This is a genomic window from Microbacterium sp. NPDC058021 (genome assembly GCF_042885955.1).
In the GTDB taxonomy this organism is placed as follows: domain Bacteria; phylum Actinomycetota; class Actinomycetes; order Actinomycetales; family Microbacteriaceae; genus Microbacterium.
Map to the genome: position 1 here is coordinate 364,674 of NZ_JBHVRF010000005.1, position 20,210 is coordinate 384,883.

Annotated in this window: 17 protein-coding genes; 10 read left to right on the forward strand and 7 right to left on the reverse strand. The window is 72.7% G+C overall.

The window, feature by feature from the left end:
• Window positions 1–511 precede the first annotated feature (511 nt).
• Both ACFVR6_RS13055 and ACFVR6_RS13060 read right to left on the reverse strand, forming a co-directional pair.
• Complete coding sequence (locus ACFVR6_RS13055; RefSeq protein WP_386963671.1) at window positions 512–1,510, reverse strand: aldo/keto reductase; 999 nt, start codon at window positions 1,508–1,510, stop codon at window positions 512–514.
• 68 nt (window positions 1,511–1,578) lie between these two features.
• A complete protein-coding gene (locus tag ACFVR6_RS13060; protein ID WP_386963673.1) occupies window positions 1,579–1,992 on the reverse strand; it encodes a ribosomal maturation YjgA family protein in 414 nt (137 codons plus the stop codon).
• A 68-nt stretch (window positions 1,993–2,060) separates the two neighbouring features.
• On the opposite strand from ACFVR6_RS13060, the gene ACFVR6_RS13065 reads away from it, so the two are divergent.
• Both ACFVR6_RS13065 and ACFVR6_RS13070 read left to right on the forward strand, forming a co-directional pair.
• Window positions 2,061–2,855 carry an alpha/beta fold hydrolase gene (locus tag ACFVR6_RS13065; protein WP_386963675.1) on the forward strand — a complete coding sequence of 265 codons (795 nt, stop codon included), beginning with the start codon at window positions 2,061–2,063 and terminating at the stop codon, window positions 2,853–2,855.
• A 59-nt stretch (window positions 2,856–2,914) separates the two neighbouring features.
• Complete coding sequence (locus ACFVR6_RS13070; protein WP_386963677.1) at window positions 2,915–5,395, forward strand: acyltransferase family protein; 2,481 nt, start codon at window positions 2,915–2,917, stop codon at window positions 5,393–5,395.
• An 18-nt stretch (window positions 5,396–5,413) separates the two neighbouring features.
• Here ACFVR6_RS13070 and ACFVR6_RS13075 read toward each other — a convergent pair whose 3' ends face one another.
• Window positions 5,414–6,091, reverse strand: a complete 678-nt coding sequence (locus tag ACFVR6_RS13075; protein ID WP_386963679.1) for a peptidoglycan DD-metalloendopeptidase family protein — start codon at window positions 6,089–6,091, stop codon at window positions 5,414–5,416.
• A 108-nt stretch (window positions 6,092–6,199) separates the two neighbouring features.
• Between ACFVR6_RS13075 and ACFVR6_RS13080 the strand changes: the two genes are divergently transcribed.
• The 4 genes from ACFVR6_RS13080 to rox all read left to right on the forward strand — a co-directional run bounded on the left by ACFVR6_RS13080 (window position 6,200) and on the right by rox (window position 10,970).
• A complete protein-coding gene (locus ACFVR6_RS13080) occupies window positions 6,200–7,417 on the forward strand; it encodes a serine hydrolase domain-containing protein (protein ID WP_386963681.1) in 1,218 nt (405 codons plus the stop codon).
• Window positions 7,418–7,474: 57 nt separating this feature from the next.
• The gene (locus ACFVR6_RS13085) at window positions 7,475–8,743 is read left to right on the forward strand and encodes a sensor histidine kinase (RefSeq protein ID WP_386963683.1); all 1,269 of its coding nucleotides are present in this window, start codon (window positions 7,475–7,477) and stop codon (window positions 8,741–8,743) included.
• Window positions 8,740–9,405, forward strand: coding sequence for a response regulator (locus ACFVR6_RS13090; RefSeq protein ID WP_386963685.1), 666 nt, complete (start codon window positions 8,740–8,742; stop codon window positions 9,403–9,405). The genes ACFVR6_RS13085 and ACFVR6_RS13090 overlap by 4 nt, the downstream gene beginning before the upstream one ends.
• Window positions 9,406–9,545: 140 nt before the next feature.
• Entirely contained in the window at window positions 9,546–10,970 is a 1,425-nt protein-coding gene (gene rox / locus ACFVR6_RS13095; protein ID WP_386963687.1) for a rifampin monooxygenase, read from the forward strand.
• A 6-nt stretch (window positions 10,971–10,976) separates the two neighbouring features.
• Here rox and ACFVR6_RS13100 read toward each other — a convergent pair whose 3' ends face one another.
• The gene (locus ACFVR6_RS13100) at window positions 10,977–11,582 is read right to left on the reverse strand and encodes a TetR/AcrR family transcriptional regulator (RefSeq protein WP_386963689.1); all 606 of its coding nucleotides are present in this window, start codon (window positions 11,580–11,582) and stop codon (window positions 10,977–10,979) included.
• A gap of 83 nt (window positions 11,583–11,665) precedes the next feature.
• Here ACFVR6_RS13100 and ACFVR6_RS13105 point away from each other — a divergent pair, with 83 nt between their 5' ends.
• The gene (locus tag ACFVR6_RS13105) at window positions 11,666–12,403 is read left to right on the forward strand and encodes an SDR family oxidoreductase (RefSeq protein ID WP_386963691.1); all 738 of its coding nucleotides are present in this window, start codon (window positions 11,666–11,668) and stop codon (window positions 12,401–12,403) included.
• 22 nt (window positions 12,404–12,425) lie between these two features.
• Window positions 12,426–13,598 carry a PQQ-dependent sugar dehydrogenase gene (locus tag ACFVR6_RS13110; RefSeq protein WP_386963693.1) on the forward strand — a complete coding sequence of 391 codons (1,173 nt, stop codon included), beginning with the start codon at window positions 12,426–12,428 and terminating at the stop codon, window positions 13,596–13,598.
• Window positions 13,599–13,618: 20 nt separating this feature from the next.
• On the opposite strand, the gene ACFVR6_RS13115 is transcribed toward ACFVR6_RS13110, so the two are convergent.
• Window positions 13,619–15,490, reverse strand: a complete 1,872-nt coding sequence (locus ACFVR6_RS13115; protein ID WP_386963695.1) for an alkyl/aryl-sulfatase — start codon at window positions 15,488–15,490, stop codon at window positions 13,619–13,621.
• A 238-nt stretch (window positions 15,491–15,728) separates the two neighbouring features.
• Here ACFVR6_RS13115 and ACFVR6_RS13120 point away from each other — a divergent pair, with 238 nt between their 5' ends.
• On the forward strand, window positions 15,729–17,168 hold the full coding sequence (locus tag ACFVR6_RS13120) for an HNH endonuclease signature motif containing protein (RefSeq protein ID WP_386963697.1): 1,440 nt from the start codon (window positions 15,729–15,731) through the stop codon (window positions 17,166–17,168).
• Window positions 17,169–17,285: 117 nt separating this feature from the next.
• Here ACFVR6_RS13120 and ACFVR6_RS13125 read toward each other — a convergent pair whose 3' ends face one another.
• Both ACFVR6_RS13125 and ACFVR6_RS13130 read right to left on the reverse strand, forming a co-directional pair.
• Complete coding sequence (locus ACFVR6_RS13125; protein ID WP_386963699.1) at window positions 17,286–17,582, reverse strand: DUF1905 domain-containing protein; 297 nt, start codon at window positions 17,580–17,582, stop codon at window positions 17,286–17,288.
• Window positions 17,583–17,627: 45 nt separating this feature from the next.
• Window positions 17,628–18,434 carry an alpha/beta fold hydrolase gene (locus tag ACFVR6_RS13130; RefSeq protein ID WP_386963701.1) on the reverse strand — a complete coding sequence of 269 codons (807 nt, stop codon included), beginning with the start codon at window positions 18,432–18,434 and terminating at the stop codon, window positions 17,628–17,630.
• A gap of 122 nt (window positions 18,435–18,556) precedes the next feature.
• On the opposite strand from ACFVR6_RS13130, the gene ACFVR6_RS13135 reads away from it, so the two are divergent.
• Entirely contained in the window at window positions 18,557–20,206 is a 1,650-nt protein-coding gene (locus ACFVR6_RS13135; RefSeq protein ID WP_386963703.1) for an ABC1 kinase family protein, read from the forward strand.
• Window positions 20,207–20,210 lie beyond the last annotated feature (4 nt).

The following is a 20,210-nucleotide window of genomic DNA, read 5'->3' on the forward strand; positions in this document are numbered from 1 at the left end:
ACCGAAGGACGCCGCGCCGCCGCGCCGCCGCCACCGCGACCGATGCAGCCCGGCGCTCAGTCGTCACAAACCACCCCGACCGCGCCGGATGCGGGACCTTTGCGACGACCGAAGGATGCCGCGAGGCCGCGTCCGCTCGACGAGCGACGCCCGGCGTTCGGCCGGCGCAAAGGGCCCGACCCGGCGCCGCCCCGGAGCTCAGTCATCGCAAAGGGCCCGACCCAAGCCCGCCGCGCGGTCATTTGCGGCCACCGAAGGACGCCGCGCCACCACGACCGACGCCACCCCGGGGGCTCAGTCGTCGCAAAGGGCCCGAACAGAGCCCACCGCGGGGTCATTTGCGACGACCGAAGGATGCCGCGGCCGCGGTCGCGGCCGCCGCCATTCGACGAGCGCCACCCCGCGGCTCAGTCGCCGCAAAGGCCCCGAACAGAGCCCACCGCGGGGTCATTTGCGACCACCGAAGGATGCCGCACCAGGCACCCCGCCCCGGGCAACGCCCGCCGCGGGGTCACCAGAGCGGGTGGATGTCGGCGCGCAGCATCCGGTCGTACACATCGCGCACGACGGTGTCGAACGCCTCCACGTCGAACCCGCTGCCGGGTTCGAGCAGCGCCGCCGCCTGCGCGTTGCCCGTCGCCTGCGCCACGGTGCGCGCGCCCGGGATCACGGCCGTCACGCCCCGGCGCGACGCGCCCCACGCCAGCGAGGCCGCCGGCAGCGAGACCCCCTCCGGAAGCGCGGCGGCGAGCTGCGCCGCGGCGGCGAGGCCCGTCTCGTAATCGACACCGGAGAACGTCTCGCCGCGGTCGAACGCCTCGCCGTGCCGGTTGAACGACCGGTGGTCGTCCCCGGCGAACGTCGTCGTCGCGGTGTACTTGCCGCTCAGCAGCCCCGACGCCAACGGCACGCGCGCGAAGATCGCGACACCGGCCTCGGCCGCAGCAGGCAGCACCTCGTCGAGCGGCTTCAGGCGAAACGGGTTCACGATGATCTGCACGTTCGTCACGTGCGGGCGGGCGATGGCCGCGAGCGCCTGCGCGCACGTCTCCACCGACACCCCGTAGGCGCCGATCGTGCCGTCGGCCACGAGCGCGTCGAGGGCGTCGTAGGTGGCATCGGCCTCGATCACCTCGGTGGGCGGGCAGTGCAGCTGCACGAGGTCGAGGGTGTCCACGCCGAGGTTCCGGCGCGACCGGTCGGTCCAGGCACGGAAGTTCTCGGGCGAGTAGTTGGCGGGCTCCTGCGCCATGCGCCGCCCCATCTTCGTCGCGACCGTGATGCCATGACCGGGACAATCGGCGAGGAACCCGCCGATGATCGTCTCGCTGCGACCGTCGCCGTAGACGTCGGCGGTGTCGAACAGGGTGACGCCCTGCTCGACGGATGCCGCGAGAACGGCGCGCGCGTCGGCTTCGTCGACCGCGCCCCAGTCGGCGCCGAGCTGCCAGGTGCCGAGGCCGATGGCCGAGACGGCGCGGCCGGTGCGGCCGAGGGGACGATGCTGCATGGGTGACTCCTTCGTAGGACTTCAGGATCCCACGTCGCCCGGGGCTGCCGCGTCGCCCGAGCCCGGGATCATGCGACCGGCCGCCGCGACCTGGCCCGGCGCCGGGCCGCCACGAACGCGGTGTCCAGCGCCGTGGCCACGGCGATGGCCGCGAGGTAGGCCAGCAGGTCGCGCGGGTCGAAGACGGTGCCGAGCAGCAGCATCGCGGGCGGGAAGGCCGCCCCGATGCGCTCGGGCACACCCGTCAGCTGGAACAGCTCCACCGCGACGCACCAGGCCGCCGCCGCGACACCCACCACCCACGGCCGCGGGCGCGGGAACAGCAGCACGAGCCCGGCATAGGCGGCGAGCGCGTAGAGCACGTCGCCGGCGATGTCGGATGCCGCGCCGTCCGGTGCCCACCGGTGCACGGCAAGGCCCGAGGCGATGGTCGCCGCGAGCACGACGGCGGCGGCGAGGCGACGGCGGGCGGGGCGCGGCATCCGGTCACTGTACCGGCGGCTCCCGCTCCCCCGGTGCCCGACCGCAGGCGATGCGAGAGGATCGGGGCATGGATGACGCGCTCACCGCACTGACCACCATGCCGCCGCCGCAGTTCATCATGACCGCCGACGGCGACCGCATCGCGACCTACACGTGGGGCGACGATGCGGCGCCCACGGTGCTGTGCGTGCACGGGTTCGGGTCGAGCACGCGCGACAACTGGGTGAACACCGGGTGGGTGCGCGACCTGCTGCGCGGCGGGCTGCGGGTGCTCGCTGTCGACCAGCGCGGCCACGGAGCCAGCGACAAGCCGCACCGGCCCGAGGCGTACGAGATGACGAACCTCGTGGATGACCTCGTGAACGTGCTCGACACGTATCTGCTGGACACCGTCGGGTACCTCGGCTACTCGCTGGGCGGCCGGGTGGGCTGGCAGGCCGCGGTGGATGTGCCGGCGCGCATCGAGCGGGCAGTGCTGGGCGGCATCCCCGACGGACGTCCGCTCGCGCGCATGCAGATCGACCAGGTGCGGGCGTACCTCGACGAGGGGCGTGCGGTGGAGGATGCCGTCACCCGCCGTTACGTGTCGCTCGCCGAGCGGGTGTCAACGAACGACCTGCGGGCGCTGATGTCGCTCGCGGAGGGCATGCGACTCGGCGAGAGCGACCCCGACCCGGCATCCCCTCCCCGGCAGCCGGTGCTGTTCGCCACCGGTCAGGACGATCCCATCCTCGAGCAGTCGCGGCGGCTGGCCGCGGTCGCGCCACAGGGAATGTTCGTGGAGATCCCGGGGCGCGACCACATCACCGCCCCCGGATCCCGGGACTTCCGCCAGGCGGGGGTGCAGTTCCTCCAGGGGTGAAAACGCGAGCTCGCCACGGGGCCCTACACTCGGAACGATTCGTCCCCCCTGTGAGACCCGTGAGCACACCCCCCACCCCCACCCCCGTCCGTCGCGACATCCAGGGGTTGCGCGCGCTCGCCGTCATCGCCGTCGTGCTCGATCACGCCCTGGCCTGGCCGCGCGGCGGCTTCGTCGGGGTGGACGTCTTCTTCGTCATCTCGGGCTTCCTCATCACCGCGGTGCTGCTGCGCGAGATCGCACGGACGGGACGCATCCGGCTCCGCGGCTTCCTGGTACGGCGGGTGCGCCGCATCCTGCCGGCGGCGCTCGTGGTGCTCGTGACGGTGACGCTGGTGGGGTTCGTGGTGTTCAACCGCCCCCGCGCCGAGCAGACCCTCGGTGATGCGCTCGCCGCGCTCGTGTCGCTCGTGAACTGGCGCTTCGTGGCGGAGGGCGCGGACTACTTCGCCTCGTCCCCCTCCGTGCTGCAGCACTTCTGGTCGCTGTCGGTCGAGGAGCAGTTCTACCTGGTGTGGCCGGTCCTGCTGCTGATCGCGGTGCTGTGCCTGCCCTCGGAGCGGCGACGCAGCCGCGGGGCTCTCGTGGTGGGGGCGCTGGCCGCGGTCGTCGTCGTGGCCTCCTTCGGGTGGGCGCTGATCCAGAGCACCGCCGCACCGACGACCGCGTACTTCTCCACGGCGACCCGCGCGTGGGAACTGGGGGTGGGCGCGCTGCTGGCCGCCGCGATGCCGCTTCTCGCCCGCATCCCCCGCGTGATCGGCGCACTGCTCGGATGGGTGGGGCTCGCCGGCGTGGTGTGGGCGTTCCTGACCGTCGACCCGGATGCCACCGCGTTCCCGGGCCCCGGCGCCGCCCTGCCCGTGCTGGCCACGGCCCTCGTCATCGCGGGCGGTGTGGGCGGCGACCCGCGGGCGCGCCACCTGTACCCCGTGACCAATCCCGCCGCGGTGTTCGTCGGCGACGTGTCGTACTCGCTGTACCTCTGGCACCTGCCGGTGCTGGTGTTCGCCGCCGTGCTGCTCCCCGACGACGGCCCGGTCGCGACGGCGATCGTGGTGGGGTCGATGGTGGCGCTGACCCTCGCGTCGTACTGGGTCGTCGAGCAGCCGCTGCACCGCTCGCCGCTCCTGCGCCGGGCGACGCGGGAGCGCGCGAGGGCTGCGGAGGCGACGACGGCGGCCGGGATGGATGCCGATGACGCGCGGCCGACCCAGGTCGTCGATGCTGTCGCAGCGGCGGTACCGGTACCGGTGGCATCCGCTCCCGCCGCGCCGTCCGTCGCAATGCGGTCGGCGTCGAGTGGCCACACGGTCGCCCAGCGGCCCGCCGGATGGGTGCCGGGGACCCGCTACTTCCCCGGGTCGCGTCCCGCTCCGGCTCCCTCCGCTCCGGCTCCGCTCGCGCCGCGCGGCAGCACCGCGGCATCCGCACCGCTCGTCCCCCAGCCCGCCGGCATCGCTCCCCCGCCGCGGCAAACCGCGCCGCCCGTCCCCGCCGTCGCGGACCCGGCACCGCGCACCGACCACAGCTGGGCGGCATGGCGGGCACGGTTCGGCGGGCAGATGCTGTTCGCAAGCCTCGGCCTCGTGATCGCAGCGGGACTGGTCGTCCTCACCGTGCAGAACACCTACGGCGGCCCGGTGCTCGACGTCCCCGGCATCGCGGCGCCGGCGCAGGACGACGCGGCCGCGCCCGCCGACCCGCTGCCGGCGCTGCAGGCCGAGCTCGCCGCCGCGGCGAGCGCCACGAGCTGGCCCCGGCTCTCCCCCTCGATCGACGACGTCATCGCCACGTCATCGGCCGACAACGCCGCGCGCACGTGCTTCACCCCCGGCATCCCGATCGACGCGACACGGTGCAGCTGGGGTGCCGCCGACGCCGCGACCCACCTCTACCTCGTCGGGGACTCCACCGCGATGGCGTACGCGCCCGCCTTCAAGAAGATGGCTGAGGACAGCGCCGGCGCGCTGCGGGTGACGACGGTGGGCATGTACGGATGCCGCTTCACCGACGTGCTCGTCTACAACCCCGACGTCGAGGTCATGGCCGAATGCGCGCAGCGCAAGCTCGACGTGCGCGCGATGCTCACCGCCGACGCCCCGCAGTCCGTCGTCGTCGCGAACGCGTACACGCTGGGCCACACCATCGACGACCGCGACCTGTCGGCGAACGAGCTCGCCGCGGCGGCCGCTGCCGAGGCCGCGACGTACGGCGTGCCCGGTCGCATCGCGTATCTCGCCCCGCCGCCCTCGGGCGCCGATCTGGCCCGCTGCTACTCCCCCCTCACCGGTCCGGCGGCGTGCCTGGCGGGCGTGGATGCCACGTGGCAGCAGATGGCGGCGGCGACGGCCGCGAACGCCGCCGCGTCGGGCGATCACGCCGTGAGCTCGCTGCCGTTCAGCTGCGTCGACGGGGTGTGCCCGGCGTTCGCGGGGACGCGGCCGACCAAGTACGACCAGACGCATCTGACCGTCGCGTTCGCCGAGCACATCGCTCCGGTACTGCGGTGGGAGCTGACCCGGGTGGGCCTGCTGTAGCCGCTGACCGCGGCATCCTCAGGTCAGAGGCCCCACGATGGCCCCCTCGTCGGGGATGCCCGTGGCCACCTCGCGTTCGCTGCCCCGCTGCGGCCCCCACTGCCGGTACCGCGTGAACACGATCGGCACCCCGCGCGCGACGGCCAGGTCGACGCTGTCCATCGCCTGCACGTGCACGTGCGGCTGGGTCGAGTTGCCGGAGTTGCCGCACTCGCCGAGCGGGCTCCCCACCGTCACCTCGTCGCCCGGGCGCACGCGCAGCGACCCGGCGCGCAGGTGCACGAGGGCGACGAACATGCCGCTGGCTGCATCCCGGACGATCACGTGGTTGCCGGCCACCGCGCCGATGCCCTGCCGCAGGCGCCCGGCCTGCCCGGCCGCGTAGCCCAGCAGCGCGAACGGCGAGCGTCGCGCCTCGTGGTCGGGCTCGCCGTCGTGCACCGCCACGACGGTGCCGTCGACCGGCGCGACGAGCGCGCGTCCGAACGCGACGAAGCGCTCGGGCGGTTCGGTGGCCAGCACCGTGCGCCAATCCCGCGTGGTCCCGGTGCGTCCCCCGTCGTCGACGCCGACGAAGTCGATGGCGTAGCGCTGACCGAGCACGTCGACGCCGTGGCTCGGCACGCGGCGGGCGGGACTGTTCTGCACGAGCCAGCGCCCTGCGAACGGCAGGGTGAGAGCGACCGACGATTCCATGGACCCTCCGTCCCCTCCCCGCCACGGTACCCGGGACTGGCCGTCCGGCCAGGGCGGGCTGGCCCGGCGGCCGGGGCGCGAAGCCCGCCGCCCGCGAAGGCTGGGGACATGAACACGAACCAGACACCGAACACCGTCTCCCCCCGCCGCCGCACGCGCATCGCGCTGGCCGCCGGCGGCGCCGCCCTGCTCGTGGCGGGCGCCGTGACCTTCGGCATCTCGGCGCGCGGCGACGCCGACGCGGACGCCGACGCCGCGTACCGCGACGTGCTGGAGTCCCGCATGCAGGAGCTCGTGACCGCCGGGTACCCGGGCGTGCTGGCATCCGTCACCGCTCCCGACGGCACCCGCACCGATGTCGCCGTCGGCGAGGGCGAGCTCGGCTCCGGCACCGCCCCGCCCACCGACGGCGAGGTGCGCGTGGGCAGCAACACGAAGATGGCCGTCGCGACGATCGTCCTGCAACTCGTGCAGGAGGGCGCGATCGCCCTCGACGAGCCGGTGGACACCTACCTGCCGGGTCTGGTCGCCGGCGACGGCATCGACGGGACCACCATCACGGTGCGCGACCTGCTGCAGCACACCTCGGGCCTGCCCGAGACCGCCGATCAGGTGGCCGCCGACGCGTTCGGCGCCCAGGAGCGCTACATCTCCCCGCGCGACCTGCTCGACCTCGCGCTGACCATGCCTGCCGACTTCGCCCCCGGCGAGCGCTGGGCGTACAGCAACACCAACTACCACGTGCTCGGTCTCGTGATCGAGCAGGTCACCCAGCGTGCGCTCGCCGACCAGATCGACCAGCGCATCGCCGAGCCGCTCGGGCTCGAGCACACCTACCTTCCCACTCCCGGCGAGCGGCAGTTGCGCGGCGAGCACCCCGAGGGGTACCACGCCGACGTGCCGGGAGAGCTCCGGGAGATCACCGACATGGACCCGTCGTTCGGGTGGGCAGCCGGCTCCCTCGTCTCCACCCCGAGCGAGCTGAACACCTTCATGCAGGCGCTGTTCGGCGGCGAGCTGATCGACGACGAGAGCCTGGCGCTCCTGCAGTCCACCGTGCCCGCTCCCGACCCGTTCCACGCCGACACCGCGTACGGCCTCGGGGTGCAGAGCTACGAGCTCGACTGCGGCGGCCTCGCCTGGGGTCACGGCGGCGATATCCCCGGCACGCAGACCCGCAATGCGGTCGCGTCCGACGGCACCGCCGTCACGATCGCGGTCACCGCCCTCCCCTGGGCCCTGGTCGACCAGGCCGACGAGGAGACCCTGCTGCAGCAGTACCAGGTCGTCATCGACGCGCTGGACGAGACGCTGTGCGACGACTGACCCGCCCGACCACGCCCGGTGCCCGCGCCTGGGCACCGGGCGTGGTTGACTCTGTCCATGCCGGCCCCCGCCTCGCCCGCGCCCGACCCGAGACCCGGCGGCGCGTGGTCTCTCGTCCTCCCGCCGCTCGTGGTCGCCGCCGTGGCCGCCGGGTACGTGGGCGCCGATCTGGCCGGCGCCCTCGACGAACCCTCGGACGCCGCCCTGCCCACCCTGTGGCAGGCGGCCCTCGTCACGGCGCAGGCCGTTGCCCTGCTGTGGCGCGGGCGGATGCCGGCGGCTGTCTTCACCGCCGTCGTCGCCCTCGACCTCGTGCTGCTCGGCACGAGCGACGGTCAGCTCGGCATCGGAGCGCTCGCGGTGATGATCGGCGGCTACACGCTGACGCGGCACCGGGGCGTGCGCGCCGCCGTGGTGTGGCTCCTCGCGGCGGCGGGCGCGACCGCGATCGTCGGCACGGTCGCGATGCTCGCGGCATCCGCGCCCCTGCCCGTCCTCACGGTGCTCGTGGTCTGCGTCGCCAGACTCGCGCTGCTCTACGTCGCGCCCGCGGCCGCTGCCGATTACGTCGGCGGCCGGCAGCGGCTCGCGCGGGCGCTCGAGGAGCGTGCCGACCTGCTCGAACGGGAACGCGTGGAGCGTGCGGCGCGAGAGCGGCAGGCCGAGCGGGTGGGGCTGGCCCGTGAGCTGCACGACATCGCCGGACACCACCTCACCGGCATCATCGTGAGCGCGCAGGCCGCGTCCGCCCTCGCCGAGACCGAACCGCAGCGGGCGCGGCAGATGATGCGCGCGGTGCAGGACGACGCGCGCACGGCCCTCGCCGACCTGCGGCGCACGGTGGGGTTGCTGCGCGAGGACGACGACCACGACGCCGGCGGCGCACCGACCCCGCAGCCGGCGATCGGGCGGATCCCCACGCTCGCCGAACAGGCCCGTGCCCGCGGCCAGCAGGTCGAGGTCACCGTGCGCGGCGACGAGCGCCGGGCCGGCGTGCTCGCCGAGACCGCGGCGTACCGCATGGTGCAGGAATCCCTCGCGAACGCGGCCCGGCACGCCCCGGGCGCGGCGTGCGAGGTGACGGTCGCGTTCGGCGCGGATGCCGTGACGATCGAGGTGCACAACGGTCCACCTGCGGCGGTCGCGGTCGGCGGCGACTCGGCGCGACGTCTGCCCGGTGACGCGTACGGCCTGGCGGGCATGGCCGAGCGCGCCGGCCTCGTCGGCGGGGACCTGACCACGGGACCCACGAGCGACGGCGGGTGGCGCAACCGGCTGACGGTCCCGCTCGTGCCGGTGTCGGCCACCGAGGCGGTGGACGGATGATCCGGGTGCTGCTGGTCGACGACCAGACGATCGTGCGGGCCGGCCTCTCGGTCATCCTCGGAGCCGAGGATGACATCGAGATCGTCGGCGAGGCCGCAGACGGCGCCGAGGCCGTGCGTCTGGCGCGGCAGCTGCGTCCCGACGTCGTGTGCATGGACATCCGCATGCCCGGCACCGACGGCATCCAGGCCACCCGGGCGATCGCCGCCGACCCGGCGCTGTCGAGCGAGGTCCTCATGCTCACGACGTTCGACATCGACGAAGACGTCTTCGCCTCCCTCGAGGCGGGCGCGGCAGGATTCCTCCTGAAGGGCGCCGACGAGGCCACCCTGCTCGCCGCCATCCGGTCGGTCGCGGCCGGCGACGGCACCCTCGATCAGCGCCTCACGCGGCGCATCCTGCGCGAGTTCACGGCGCGACGGGCATCGGCCGCCGTCACCGACCGGGGCGCGGCCGGCGAGGTCGCGCTCACCGAGCGGGAGGGCGAGGTGCTCGCGCTGCTGGCCGAGGGACTCTCGAACGCCGAGATCGCGACCCGGCTGTTCATCGAGCCGACGACGGTCAAGTACCACGTGGCGCAGCTGCTGCAGAAGACGGGGGCCCGCGACCGGCTGCAGGCGGTGCTGTGGGGCATCCGCGCCGGGCACGTCGACCTGCACTGAACGCAGCGCCGGAAAACACGATGGCAGGGACCTCTCCCTGCCATGTCCAGGATATCGGCCGACCCGGGGCTTGCGGCAAGCCCCCCGTCGCGGGGCAGGATGGGCGGTCGCGGCGCGGGGCGCTGCCGAACGGGGGTTCCATGATCGACGTCATCATCATCGGAGCGGGGCCGGCGGGCATGATGCTCGCCGCCGAGCTGCGCCTCCACGGCGTGGACGTGCTCGTCATCGAGCGGGAGGCGCAGCCGCATGGGCAGGTGCGGGCGCTGGGGCTGCACGTGCGCAGCATCGAGATCCTCGACCAGCGCGGTCTGCTCGACGAGATGCTCGCGCACGGCACGCAGTACCGGGTGGGCGGGTTCTTCGGCGGCATCGACAAGCCCTGGCCCGATGACCTCGACACCGCGCACGGCTACGTGCTCGGCATCCCGCAGCCGGTCACCGAGAGTGTCCTCACCGCACACGCCCTCGCCCTCGGCGCTCGCATCAGGCGCGCGACCGAGGCGACCGGACTCGAGCAGGATGCCGAGGGCGTCACCGTACAGCTGAGTGACGGCACCGACCTGCGCGCCCGGTACGTCGTGGGGTGCGACGGCGGTCGCAGCACGGTGCGCACGCTGGCGTGCATCGGCTTCCCCGGTGAGGCGGCGACGGCGGAGTGGCTGCTGGGCGAGGTCGAGCTCACCGCTTCCCCCGACGAGGTCGCCGCCGTCGTCACGCGGGTGCGGCAGACCCAGCGTGGCTTCGGTGTCGGCCCCTCCGGCGACGGATTCTTCCGCGCCGTCGTGCCGGCGGCATCCGTCACCGAGCACCGCACCGAGCCGCCCGCGTTCGAGGAGTTCACCGCGCAGCTGCGCGCGCACGCCGGCACCGACTTCGGCGCGCACTCCCCGCGCTGGCTGTCGCGCTTCACCAACGCCACACGCCTCGCCGACCGTTACCGGGCGGGGCACGTGCTGCTGGCCGGCGACGCCGCGCACGTGCATCCGCCGCAGGGCGGGCAGGGGCTCAACCTCGGCATCCAGGACGCCGTGAATCTCGGGTGGAAGCTGGCGGCCGAGATCGCGGGGTGGGCACCGCCGGGGCTGCTCGACACCTACGAGGCCGAGCGGCGGCCGGTCGCCGATGACGTGCTCAACACCACGCGCGTGCAGAGCGAGCTGCAGTCGACCGCGCCGGGACCGCAGGCGGTGCGGCGGCTCATGGCCGAGCTGATGGACCTCGACGGGGTGAACCGGTACCTCATCGAGAAGATCACCGGAATCGGCATCCGGTACGACCTCGGGCCGGGTCCCGATCTCGTCGGGCGTCGGCTGCGAGACATGGCGCTCCCCGAGGGGCGGCTGTACGCCCTCATGCACGCCGGTCGCGGGCTGCTGCTCGACCGGTCGGGGCAGCTGTCGAACGCAGGATGGGACGATCGCGTCGACCGCGTGGTGGCGACCGACGAGATGGATGCCGCGGGCGTGCTGCTGCGCCCCGACGGCTACGTGGCGTGGGCCGGTGACGACGACGCCGGCCTGCGCGACGCGATGGAACGGTGGTTCGGGGAGCCGTCTGCCTGAACCGGCTCAGGCGTCGCGCGGTGCTGCCCCGTACAGGGCGTGGTCGACCAGGCGCGCCACGATCTCGTCGTCGAGCGGCACCTGCAGCACGAGCATGCGGTGGTAGCACGCGCCCCAGAGCTGGTCGACGATGATGTCGAGGTCGGCATCCGGGCGCAGCTGGCCCTGGCGCTGGGCCTCGGCCAGGCGCGTGCGCGCCAGCTCGCGGCGGGGCAGAGCGTAGGTCTCGGACCACGCCAGGGCGAGGTTCGGGTCGAGCTGGGCGGCCCCGACGAGCTGCGAGACCGGCCCGGCCGCGCCCTCGCGGGTGAGCCAGCGCACGAACGCGCCGAGCTGCGCGACGAGGTCGGCGCGCAGGTCGCCGGTGTCGGGGAAGTCCAGCGTGCGCGCGCTCTGGGCGAAGTACGCCTCGGCCGCGAGAGCGCCGGGCGAGGGCCACCACTTGTAGAGCGTCATCTTGCTCGCCCCGGCCTCGGTCGCCACGCGGTCGAACGTCACGGCGGGCAGGCCGTCGTGCAGCAGGATGCGACCGGCCGCCTCGAGCACGGCGGCGCGCACCTCGGCGGCCGGGCGTCGGCCGCGACCGCGGCGCGGGGGCGTCGTCTCGGACATCGATCCTCCACAGTTATGGACGACAAGTACATTTACCTGTACCGTACCACGTGGACAACTTGTCCATATCGAAGGGAGCCGCCATGGCGGACATCGAAGACCGGGTCGCGATCGTGACGGGCGCCTCGGGTGGCATCGGAGCGGCCGTGGTGCGCCGGCTGACCCAGGACGGGGTCGCCGTGGTCGTGCACTACGGCGGCAACGCGGAGCGCGCCCGGGCCCTGGCGGACGAGGTGACGGATGCCGGTGGCCGCGCGATCGTCGCCGGCGCAGATGTGGCCGACGAGGAGGAGATGGCGGCCGTCTTCGACGCCGCGGCGCACGCGTTCGGCGGCGTCGACGTGGTGGTGCACACGGCGGGCATCATGCCGCTCTCCCCCGTCGCGCAGACCGATCTGGAGACCTTCGACCGCGTCATGCACACCAATGTGCGCGGGACGTTCGTGACCGACCGGCTCGCCGCCCAGCGGGTGCGCGACGGCGGCGCGATCATCAACCTGTCGACGTCGGTGACGCGGCTGCAGCTGCCCGGATACGGCGCGTATGCGGCATCCAAAGGCGCCGTCGAAGCAATGACGCTCATCCTCGCGCGCGAGCTGCGCGGCAGGGACATCACCGTCAACGCCATCGCGCCGGGACCGACCGCCACTCCCCTGTTCTTCGAGGGGAAGAGTCCCGAACTGGTGCAGCAGATCGCGTCGGGAAATCCGATGCAGCGCCTCGGGACGCCGGAGGACATCGCCGAGACCGTGGCGTTCCTCGCCGGTCCCGGCCGGTGGATCAACGGCCAGGTGCTGTACGCCAACGGCGGCGCGGCGTGAGGGCGGGTGGATCATGGATGCCATGCGATCGCCCCGCCGGCAGGGCCGCCGTCTGAACCTTGAGGGGGTCGTCGCGGTCGTCGCCGTGACGGGCCTCTTCGCGCTGAGCGGATGCACGGCGCCGGCCGGGCGCGAAACCCCGGACACACCGGTCGCCTCCTCGTCGCCGGCGCCCGCGGCGCCTTCGGCGCCTTCCTCCCCGGCGACCCTCGGGGTGCCGACGGAGCTCGTCACCGGGCTCGAGGCGCCGTGGGGACTCACCTTCCTTCCCGACGGCTCGGCACTCGTGTCGGAGCGGATCTCCGGCCGCATCCTGCGCATCCCGTCGAATGGCGGCGCGGCCGAGATCGTCGGAGTCGTACCGGGTGTGCAGGCGACGTCCGAAGGCGGACTCCTGGGCATCGTGGCATCGCCCGACTTCGCGGAGGAGCGCACGGTGTTCGCGTCGGTGTCGGGCGCCGACGAGAACCGCATCGTCGCGCTGCGCATCGCGGATGATCATCGATCGCTCACCATCGACCGCGTGCTGGTCGACGGCATCCAGACCGCCGATCGCCATCACGGCGGCCGACTGGCGATCGGACCGGACGGTCACCTCTGGATCGGCACGGGCGATGCGTTCGAGCCGGGCAACGCCGCCGACGACGCGTCGCTGAACGGCAAGATCCTGCGCATCGCGCTGGACGGGTCGATCCCGTCCGGCAATCCTGCAGCGACGGCCATCTACTCCAGCGGACACCGCAACGTGCAGGGCATCGCGTTCGGGCCCGATGGCACCGCGTACGCGTCGGAGCTCGGCCACCGCACCTGGGACGAGGTGAACGTGCTGCGGCCGGGCGCCGACTACGGCTGGCCCGAGACCGAGGGCATCGCGGGTTCGACCGGCGAGGCGCCGATCGCGACGCTGCACCCCGATGACGCCAGCCCTTCCGGGGTCGCCTACGCGGGCGGATCGCTGTGGATCGGCGCGCTGGGCGGTCAGCGACTGTGGCAGCTGCCCGTCGACGGCGGCGCGGCGACGGGCGAGCCCATCGAGCACCTGTCCGGCACGTTCGGTCGTATCCGCACGGTGGAGGTGGCGCCGGACGGTGCGCTGTGGGTCGTCACGTCCAACACCGATCGGGCGACCTGGGGCGGCACCGCGCCGCGTGACGGCGACGACCGCATCCTGCGGATCGAGGTCGTTGTGCGGTGACGTGGGCGGGTGCGGGCGGGCTACGGGTTGACGATCTCGAAGTCCGGATTGTCCTGATCCAGGACACTGAGAAGGCGGGACAGCACGCTCGTGTCGCCGGTGGACTCGATGCCCTCGGACTGGAGATCACCACCGGCGAGTCGCACCAGCCGCGTCTTCGAGAGCACGAGCTGAAGGGGCGTGCCGGCATCCGGCTGCCTCTCGACGTAGACCAGCACACCGTTGCGCAGAGCGAGGTGGAAGCTGCGGCCGAGGTCGGTGAGCGTGATGTCGAATGCGAGGTCCAAATCCCACGCCTTCGGACCGTCGACACGGATGGCGAGGGCATCGAAGAGTTGCTCGGGCGTGAGCTGCGCGAGGATCAGGGGCGCGTTGCTGACCGTCGGCGTGCCGAAGGTGCCCTCACGCAACTCCGTGGCGCCGGAGAGGAAGAAGTTGCGCCACGTGCCGTTCTCGGCTCCGTATGCCAACTGCTCGAGGGTGTCGGCATAGAGGGCGCGCGCGGCGGCATGGCCGGAGTCGGTGAAGACGGCGTGATCCAGCAGTGTCGCCGCCCAGCGGTAATCGCCCGCGTCGAAGGCCTCCTGCGCGAGTTCGACGACGCGATCCACCCCGCCGATCGCGGCGACATAGCGTTCGGCGAGGGGCTGGGGCGGGTGCGGCCACAGCCGGGCCGGGTTGCCGTCGAACCATCCCATGTAGCGCTGGTAGATCGCCTTCACGTTGTGGCTGACCGAGCCGTAGTACCCGCGGGTGCTCCACGATGCCTCGAGCGCCGGCGGCATCTGGAACATCTCGGCGATCTCCGCGCCGGTGTAGCCCTGGTTGAGCAGGCGCAGGGTCTGATCGTGGAGGTAGCCGTACAGATCACGCTGAATGCCGAGGAACGCGCGGATCTCGTCGTTACCCCAGGTCGGCCAATGGTGCGACGCGAACACGACCTGCGCCTCGTCGCCGAAGCGCTCGATCGCCTCGGTGAGGTACTGCGACCACACGTGCGGATCCCGAACGACGGCGCCGCGCAGGGTCAGCAGATTGTGCTGGGTGTGCGTGGCGTTCTCCGCCATGCACAACGCCTTGTATCGGGCCAGGTAGAAATGCATCTCCGATGGCGCTTCGGTGCCCGGCGCCATCTGGAACTCGATCTCGACGCCGTCGATCGTGTGGGTCTCACCGGTCGCCGTCACCTCCAGCGTCGGCGTGAGGATCGCCACCTCCCCCGTGGAGGTGGTCTGGCCGAGACCCGCTCCGACCGCTCCGCGCGGACCGCGCTCCAGAGCCGCGCCGTACATGTATCCGGCACGGCGCGCCATGGCAGTGCCCGCGTAGACGTTCTCGGCGACCGAGTGCTCCAGGAACCCCTCGGGCGCGATGATCTGGACGCGCCTTTCGTCGAGGTCGCTCTGTGTGACGATGCCGAGCACGCCGCCGAAGTGGTCGATGTGACTGTGCGTGTGGATGACCGCGTGGATCGGCCGGTCGCCGCGGTGCTTCCGATACAGCCCGAAGGCGGCAGCGGCGGTCTCGGCGGAGATCAACGGATCCACCACGATCACTCCGGTGTCGCCCTCGATGATCGACATCACCGACAGATCGAGTCCGCGCACCTGGTACAGGCCCGGGACGACCTCGTAGAGGCCGTGCTTCGCGACGAGCTTCGATTGCCGCCACAGGCTGGGGTTCACCGAGTCGGGCGCATCGCCGTCGAGGAAATCGTATGCGGAGGCATCCCAGACGACCTCTCCGTCACGCCCGAGGATCTTCGGGTCGTCCAAGGTCCCCAGGAAACCGCGATCCGCTGCGGCGAGATCGGCGGTGTCCGCGAAGGGGAGTGTGCTCCGGAGGGCCGCCTGCGCCGCTCTGATCGAGGGTTCGGGCTCGCGCTGATGCATGGGTGTTCCCTCCGCCGGGACGGCCGGCGCGGCCGTCGGGTTGCGTGATCGGGTTCAGTTTGTCGAGGCGCCTTGCCGTTGTCGAGAGGGTGCCTCGCACGCGTCGGGCGCGCGACCACGGCACCGCTTACTCCCCCGATGGGCGTTTCGGCGAGTTATCCACAGATTCTCGGGAATGCGGGCTTGGCCGGGGGTTTCCGGCCACTCAATGTCGGTGGGGGTCGGCAGACTTGGGGGTATGAACAGCTCCCCGGTCACCACCCGCAGCGACACCCGGTCGCCGGGTGCGGTGCTGTCCGACCTCGCCGCCGCGCGGCGTCGGGTGGCGGCTGCGGAGGCGGATGTGCTGCACGCGCTGGCGCGGATGGATGCGATCGCGGCGGAGCAGACCGCCCGGGTGCCGTCGTCCGAGGGTCGGGAGCGGGAGATGCCGCTGCGCGCGATCGCCGCGGAGGTGGGTGCCGTGCTGCAGCGGTCGGATCGGGTGATGCAGGACCGGCTGCACGACGCGAGCGTGCTGGTCACCGGGTTCGCCGCGACCGTCGCCGCGCTGCGGGCCGGGCGCATCGACATGGGGCATGTGCGGCTGATCCAGGATGCCGGGGCGCGGATCGACGACCCCGAGGCGCGGGCCCGGTTCGAGCAGGCCGCGCTGGTGGTGTGCGAGCGGGAGACCCCGGGGCGGGCGCGGCCGATCGTGGCGATGATCGCGCAGAAACTCCACCCGGTCCCGTTGGAGGAACGGCACGCCGATGCCACCGCGCAGCGGCGGGTGTGGGTGCGTGACCTCGACGACGGGATGGCCGAGTTGGCGGCGGTGCTGCCGGCGGTGCTCGCGTACGCGATCCGGGACCGGCTGACCGAGTACGCGCGGGAGATCACCACCGCGCGGCGCAAGGTCGCCGCGGAAGTGGCGGCGGCGGGGCGCGGGGATGCCGGCGCAGGTGACCCGGACGGCGATGATGCCGGCGATGCGCCCGGCGATGCCGACCCGGGCGCCAATGCCAACGTGGACGCCACCGTCGACGCCGATCCGGCACCCGTCGTCGCGACCGATACCCGCACCACCGATCAGGTCCGCGCGGACGTCCTCACCGACCTGCTGCTCACCGGCTGCGCCACCGCGCCCGCCAAGACCGGCGCCGTTGCCGACGGTGGGGCGATCACCGCGCAGGTGCAGGTCATCATCCCCCTCGACACCCTCACCGGCACCGGCACCTCACCCGCCGAGTTGGTCGGGTACGGGCCCATCGACCCCGACACCGCCCGTCGGCTCGCGGCGACCGCCGAACTCTGGGAACGGATCTTCGTCTCCCCCACCACCGGAGCCGTGCAACTGGTCGACACCTACCGGCCGAGTGCCGCGCAGCGACGACATCTCGACGCCCGCGACGAGCACTGCCGATTCATCGGATGCCGAAGACCAGCCCGCCACTGCGACCACGATCACACCCACGACGCCGCCCACGGTGGGCCGACGGCGCTGTGCAACCTCGCGAATCTGTGCACCAGGCATCACCCGATGAAGCACGCCACCGCCTGGACCGTGATCCAGAAAGCCCACGGCATCCTGGAGTGGACCAGCCCCACCGGCCGCGTCTACCCCGACATCCCCCGACGCGTCCTCGAATTCACCGCCCTCGCCGCCGCCGCAACGTTCACTCCGCCACCGTTCTAGAGTTCCGCGCCGGTCGCCCCGCTGCGGCGCGGACCGCCCATGCGTCGCGGACAGTCCACGCGGTGCGGACAGTCCACGCGGTGCCGCCGGCACACCTCAGAGATCGATCGCGCTCCCTCACACATCGAGCAGCCGCAGCCGGGCGGTGACCGGCCCGTCCTCCACGAGGCCTTCGGCTTCCCGCACGGCGCGCTTCAGAGGCAGCCAGTACCGCCCCGACGAACTCGGGAAGATCGAGGTGCGCCACGTCGTCTCGCCCACGGTCGCCTCCACGCGCACCGACCCGAACCCCCGCGCGAACGGCGCCGTGAGTTCGCTGATGTCCTCGCTCAGTTCCTCCGGCACGTCGGCGAACAGCCATGCCTCGGGACGCGCCGCCCAGCGGAACACGACCGACTCGAACTCGATCTCCATGGCATCCACTCTCGCGCAGACCTGCGACGTCGGCATCCCCGCCGGTCACTCCCCCAGAAACGCCGCCACATCGCGCCCGAAGCGCCGGTGCAGGATCGTCCCCATGTGGCCGATGCGCGGGTACAGCACCAGCCGGGCATCCGGGATGCCGTCGGCGGTCTGCCGGAACAGCTGCGGCGAGTAGTACCGGTCCCGCTCCGCGCCGACCACGAGCGTGCGCGCGGCGACCTCGTCGAGGCGCTGCGCCACATCGAACTCGTCCTCGGCGCCGAGTACGGCCAGCACGTCGGCACCGGCATGACCGAAGGTGCGGCGCCCCAGCAGCCAGCCGCCGGCGCCGAGCACGATCGACCCCGCACGGGTCGCGGCCATCGCCGCCACTCCCACGGCACCCGCGCGGCGTGGCCGCCCTGCCCGCACGGCATCCGCCACCTCGCGCTGCACCCGCCGGCCCTCGTCGCTCAGCCGGTGCGCGGCGGAGACGACGACCAGCCGCCGCACGAGCTCGGGATGATCCATGGCGAGCTGCAGCGCGATGCTGCCGCCGGTCGAGACACCCATGACGTCCAGCGGGGCGGCGAGTTGGTCGCGGATGACGGTGGCGTAGTCGGCGGCGATCCGCGCGACCGTCGTCGGCGGGGTGAGCTCGGCCGGCCGGTTCAGCCAGATCACCTCCCGACCGGGGGCCGCCGAGCCGAGCAGGCGCAGTTGCAGCGCGAGGTCGAGCCCGGTCGGCGTGCCGGGGTCCCCCGACAGCCCGGGCAGGTACAGCAGCGGCGCACCGGCACCCGCGCGGAAGTATGCGAGGCCGGGCGCCCACACGCCGACGGCGGTCTGCGAGAGCTTGGTCATCGCCGCATCCTCCTCTCACCCCGTGCCGAGATCATCATCGCGAGCAGAGCGGCGTCGCGCCACCGGCGTGGGCGCGCGGCGCCTCCCTTGTCCCGCCCGGTGGGGCTCGGGATGATGGGGCGATGCAGCCACCGCTCGGGAGATACCAGGAGATCGCCGACACTCTCGCCCGACACGGATTCGGCTTCCTCGCCGGCGAGCTGGGCATCACGCGACGCCTCGCCGCGCGCCGCGGCACCGCCGGCGGTGACACCGACCCCCAGCGCCTCCCCAACGCCCCCGAACGACTGCGCCTCGTGCTCGAGGATCTCGGGCCGACGTTCGTCAAACTCGGTCAGCTGCTCTCGACCCGCCCCGACCTGCTGCCGCCGGCCTACATCGCCGAGATGGCGAAGCTGCAGGATGCCGCGCCCCCGATCCCCGCCGAACAGGTGCGCGCGACGATCCGCGAAGAGCTCGGCGCCGACCCCGAAGAGCTGTTCGCCACGTTCGAGTGGACGCCGATGGCATCCGCCTCGATCGGTCAGGTGCACACCGCGACCCTCACCGACGGCACCGCCGTGGTGGTGAAGGTGCGCCGCCCCGACGTCGTGCGGCAGGTGCAGGAAGACCTCGACATCCTCAACAACATCGCCACGCGCGCGGCACGCGTGTGGGAGACCGCCCGCACCTACGACATCCCCGGCATCATGCGCGAGTTCGGCGACACGCTCCGCGCGGAACTGGACTACCTGCGCGAAGCACGCAACGCAGAACGCTTCGCCACCAACTTCGCCGAGCGGCCCGAGGTGATCATCCCTCGCGTCTACTGGGACACGACGACCTCGCGCGTGCTCACGCTGGAGCGCATGAGCGGCATCAAGGTCAGCGACCGCGACGGGCTCGACGCGGCGGGCATCGATCCACGCCAGGTGGCGGTCACCGGGGCGAACATCGTGCTGACGATGATCTTCGACGACCGCTTCTTCCACGCCGACCTGCACCCCGGCAACCTGTTCGTCCAGCCGCACGGCCGCATCGCGCTCATCGACTTCGGCATGGTGGGTGAGATCAGCGAAGAGCTCAGCGACAAGCTCGCCGACGTCTTCATCGCCTCGGCCACCCGCAACACCGGCTCGCTGGCGAGCGCGCTCATCGACCTGTCCGTCGCGCAGACCTCGATCGACCGACGTGCGCTGCGCGCGTCGCTGTCGTCGCTGTTCGCCCAGTACTCCGACCGCGCGCTCGGCGACATCCACTTCACCCGGCTCGCCACCGACCTGCTGCGCGTCGTGCGCGAACACCGACTGCAGCTGCCTCAGGAGATCTCGCTCGTGGTCCGGGCACTGCTGGTCACCGAGGGGGTGGGGGTGCAGCTCGATCCCCGCTTCGAGCTCAACTCCGTGCTCACCCCGTTCGCGCGGCGCCTCATCCGCGAGAAGCTTTCGGTGGCGGCGATCGCCAAGCGCGTGAGCCGCGCGTCGATGGATGCCGGTGCGCTCCTGCTCGAACTGCCCACGCGACTGCGCCGACTGCTCGAAGTCATGGACCAGAGCGGCATCGAGGTGCACCTGCGCGCCGCCGAGCTCGATCCGCTCATGGGGCGCGCCGAGCGCATCGGCAACCGGCTGGTGGCGGGGGTCATCACGGCTGCGCTCATCAACGGGCTCGGTCAGGTGATCGCCCGCGACAGCCGACTGCGCACGTGGAAGAGCGCGTTGACGGGCGCCGGCATCACTGCGTTCACGACGCTCAGCGGCTACCTGCTGTGGACGGCCCGCCGCCACCGCTGACGGC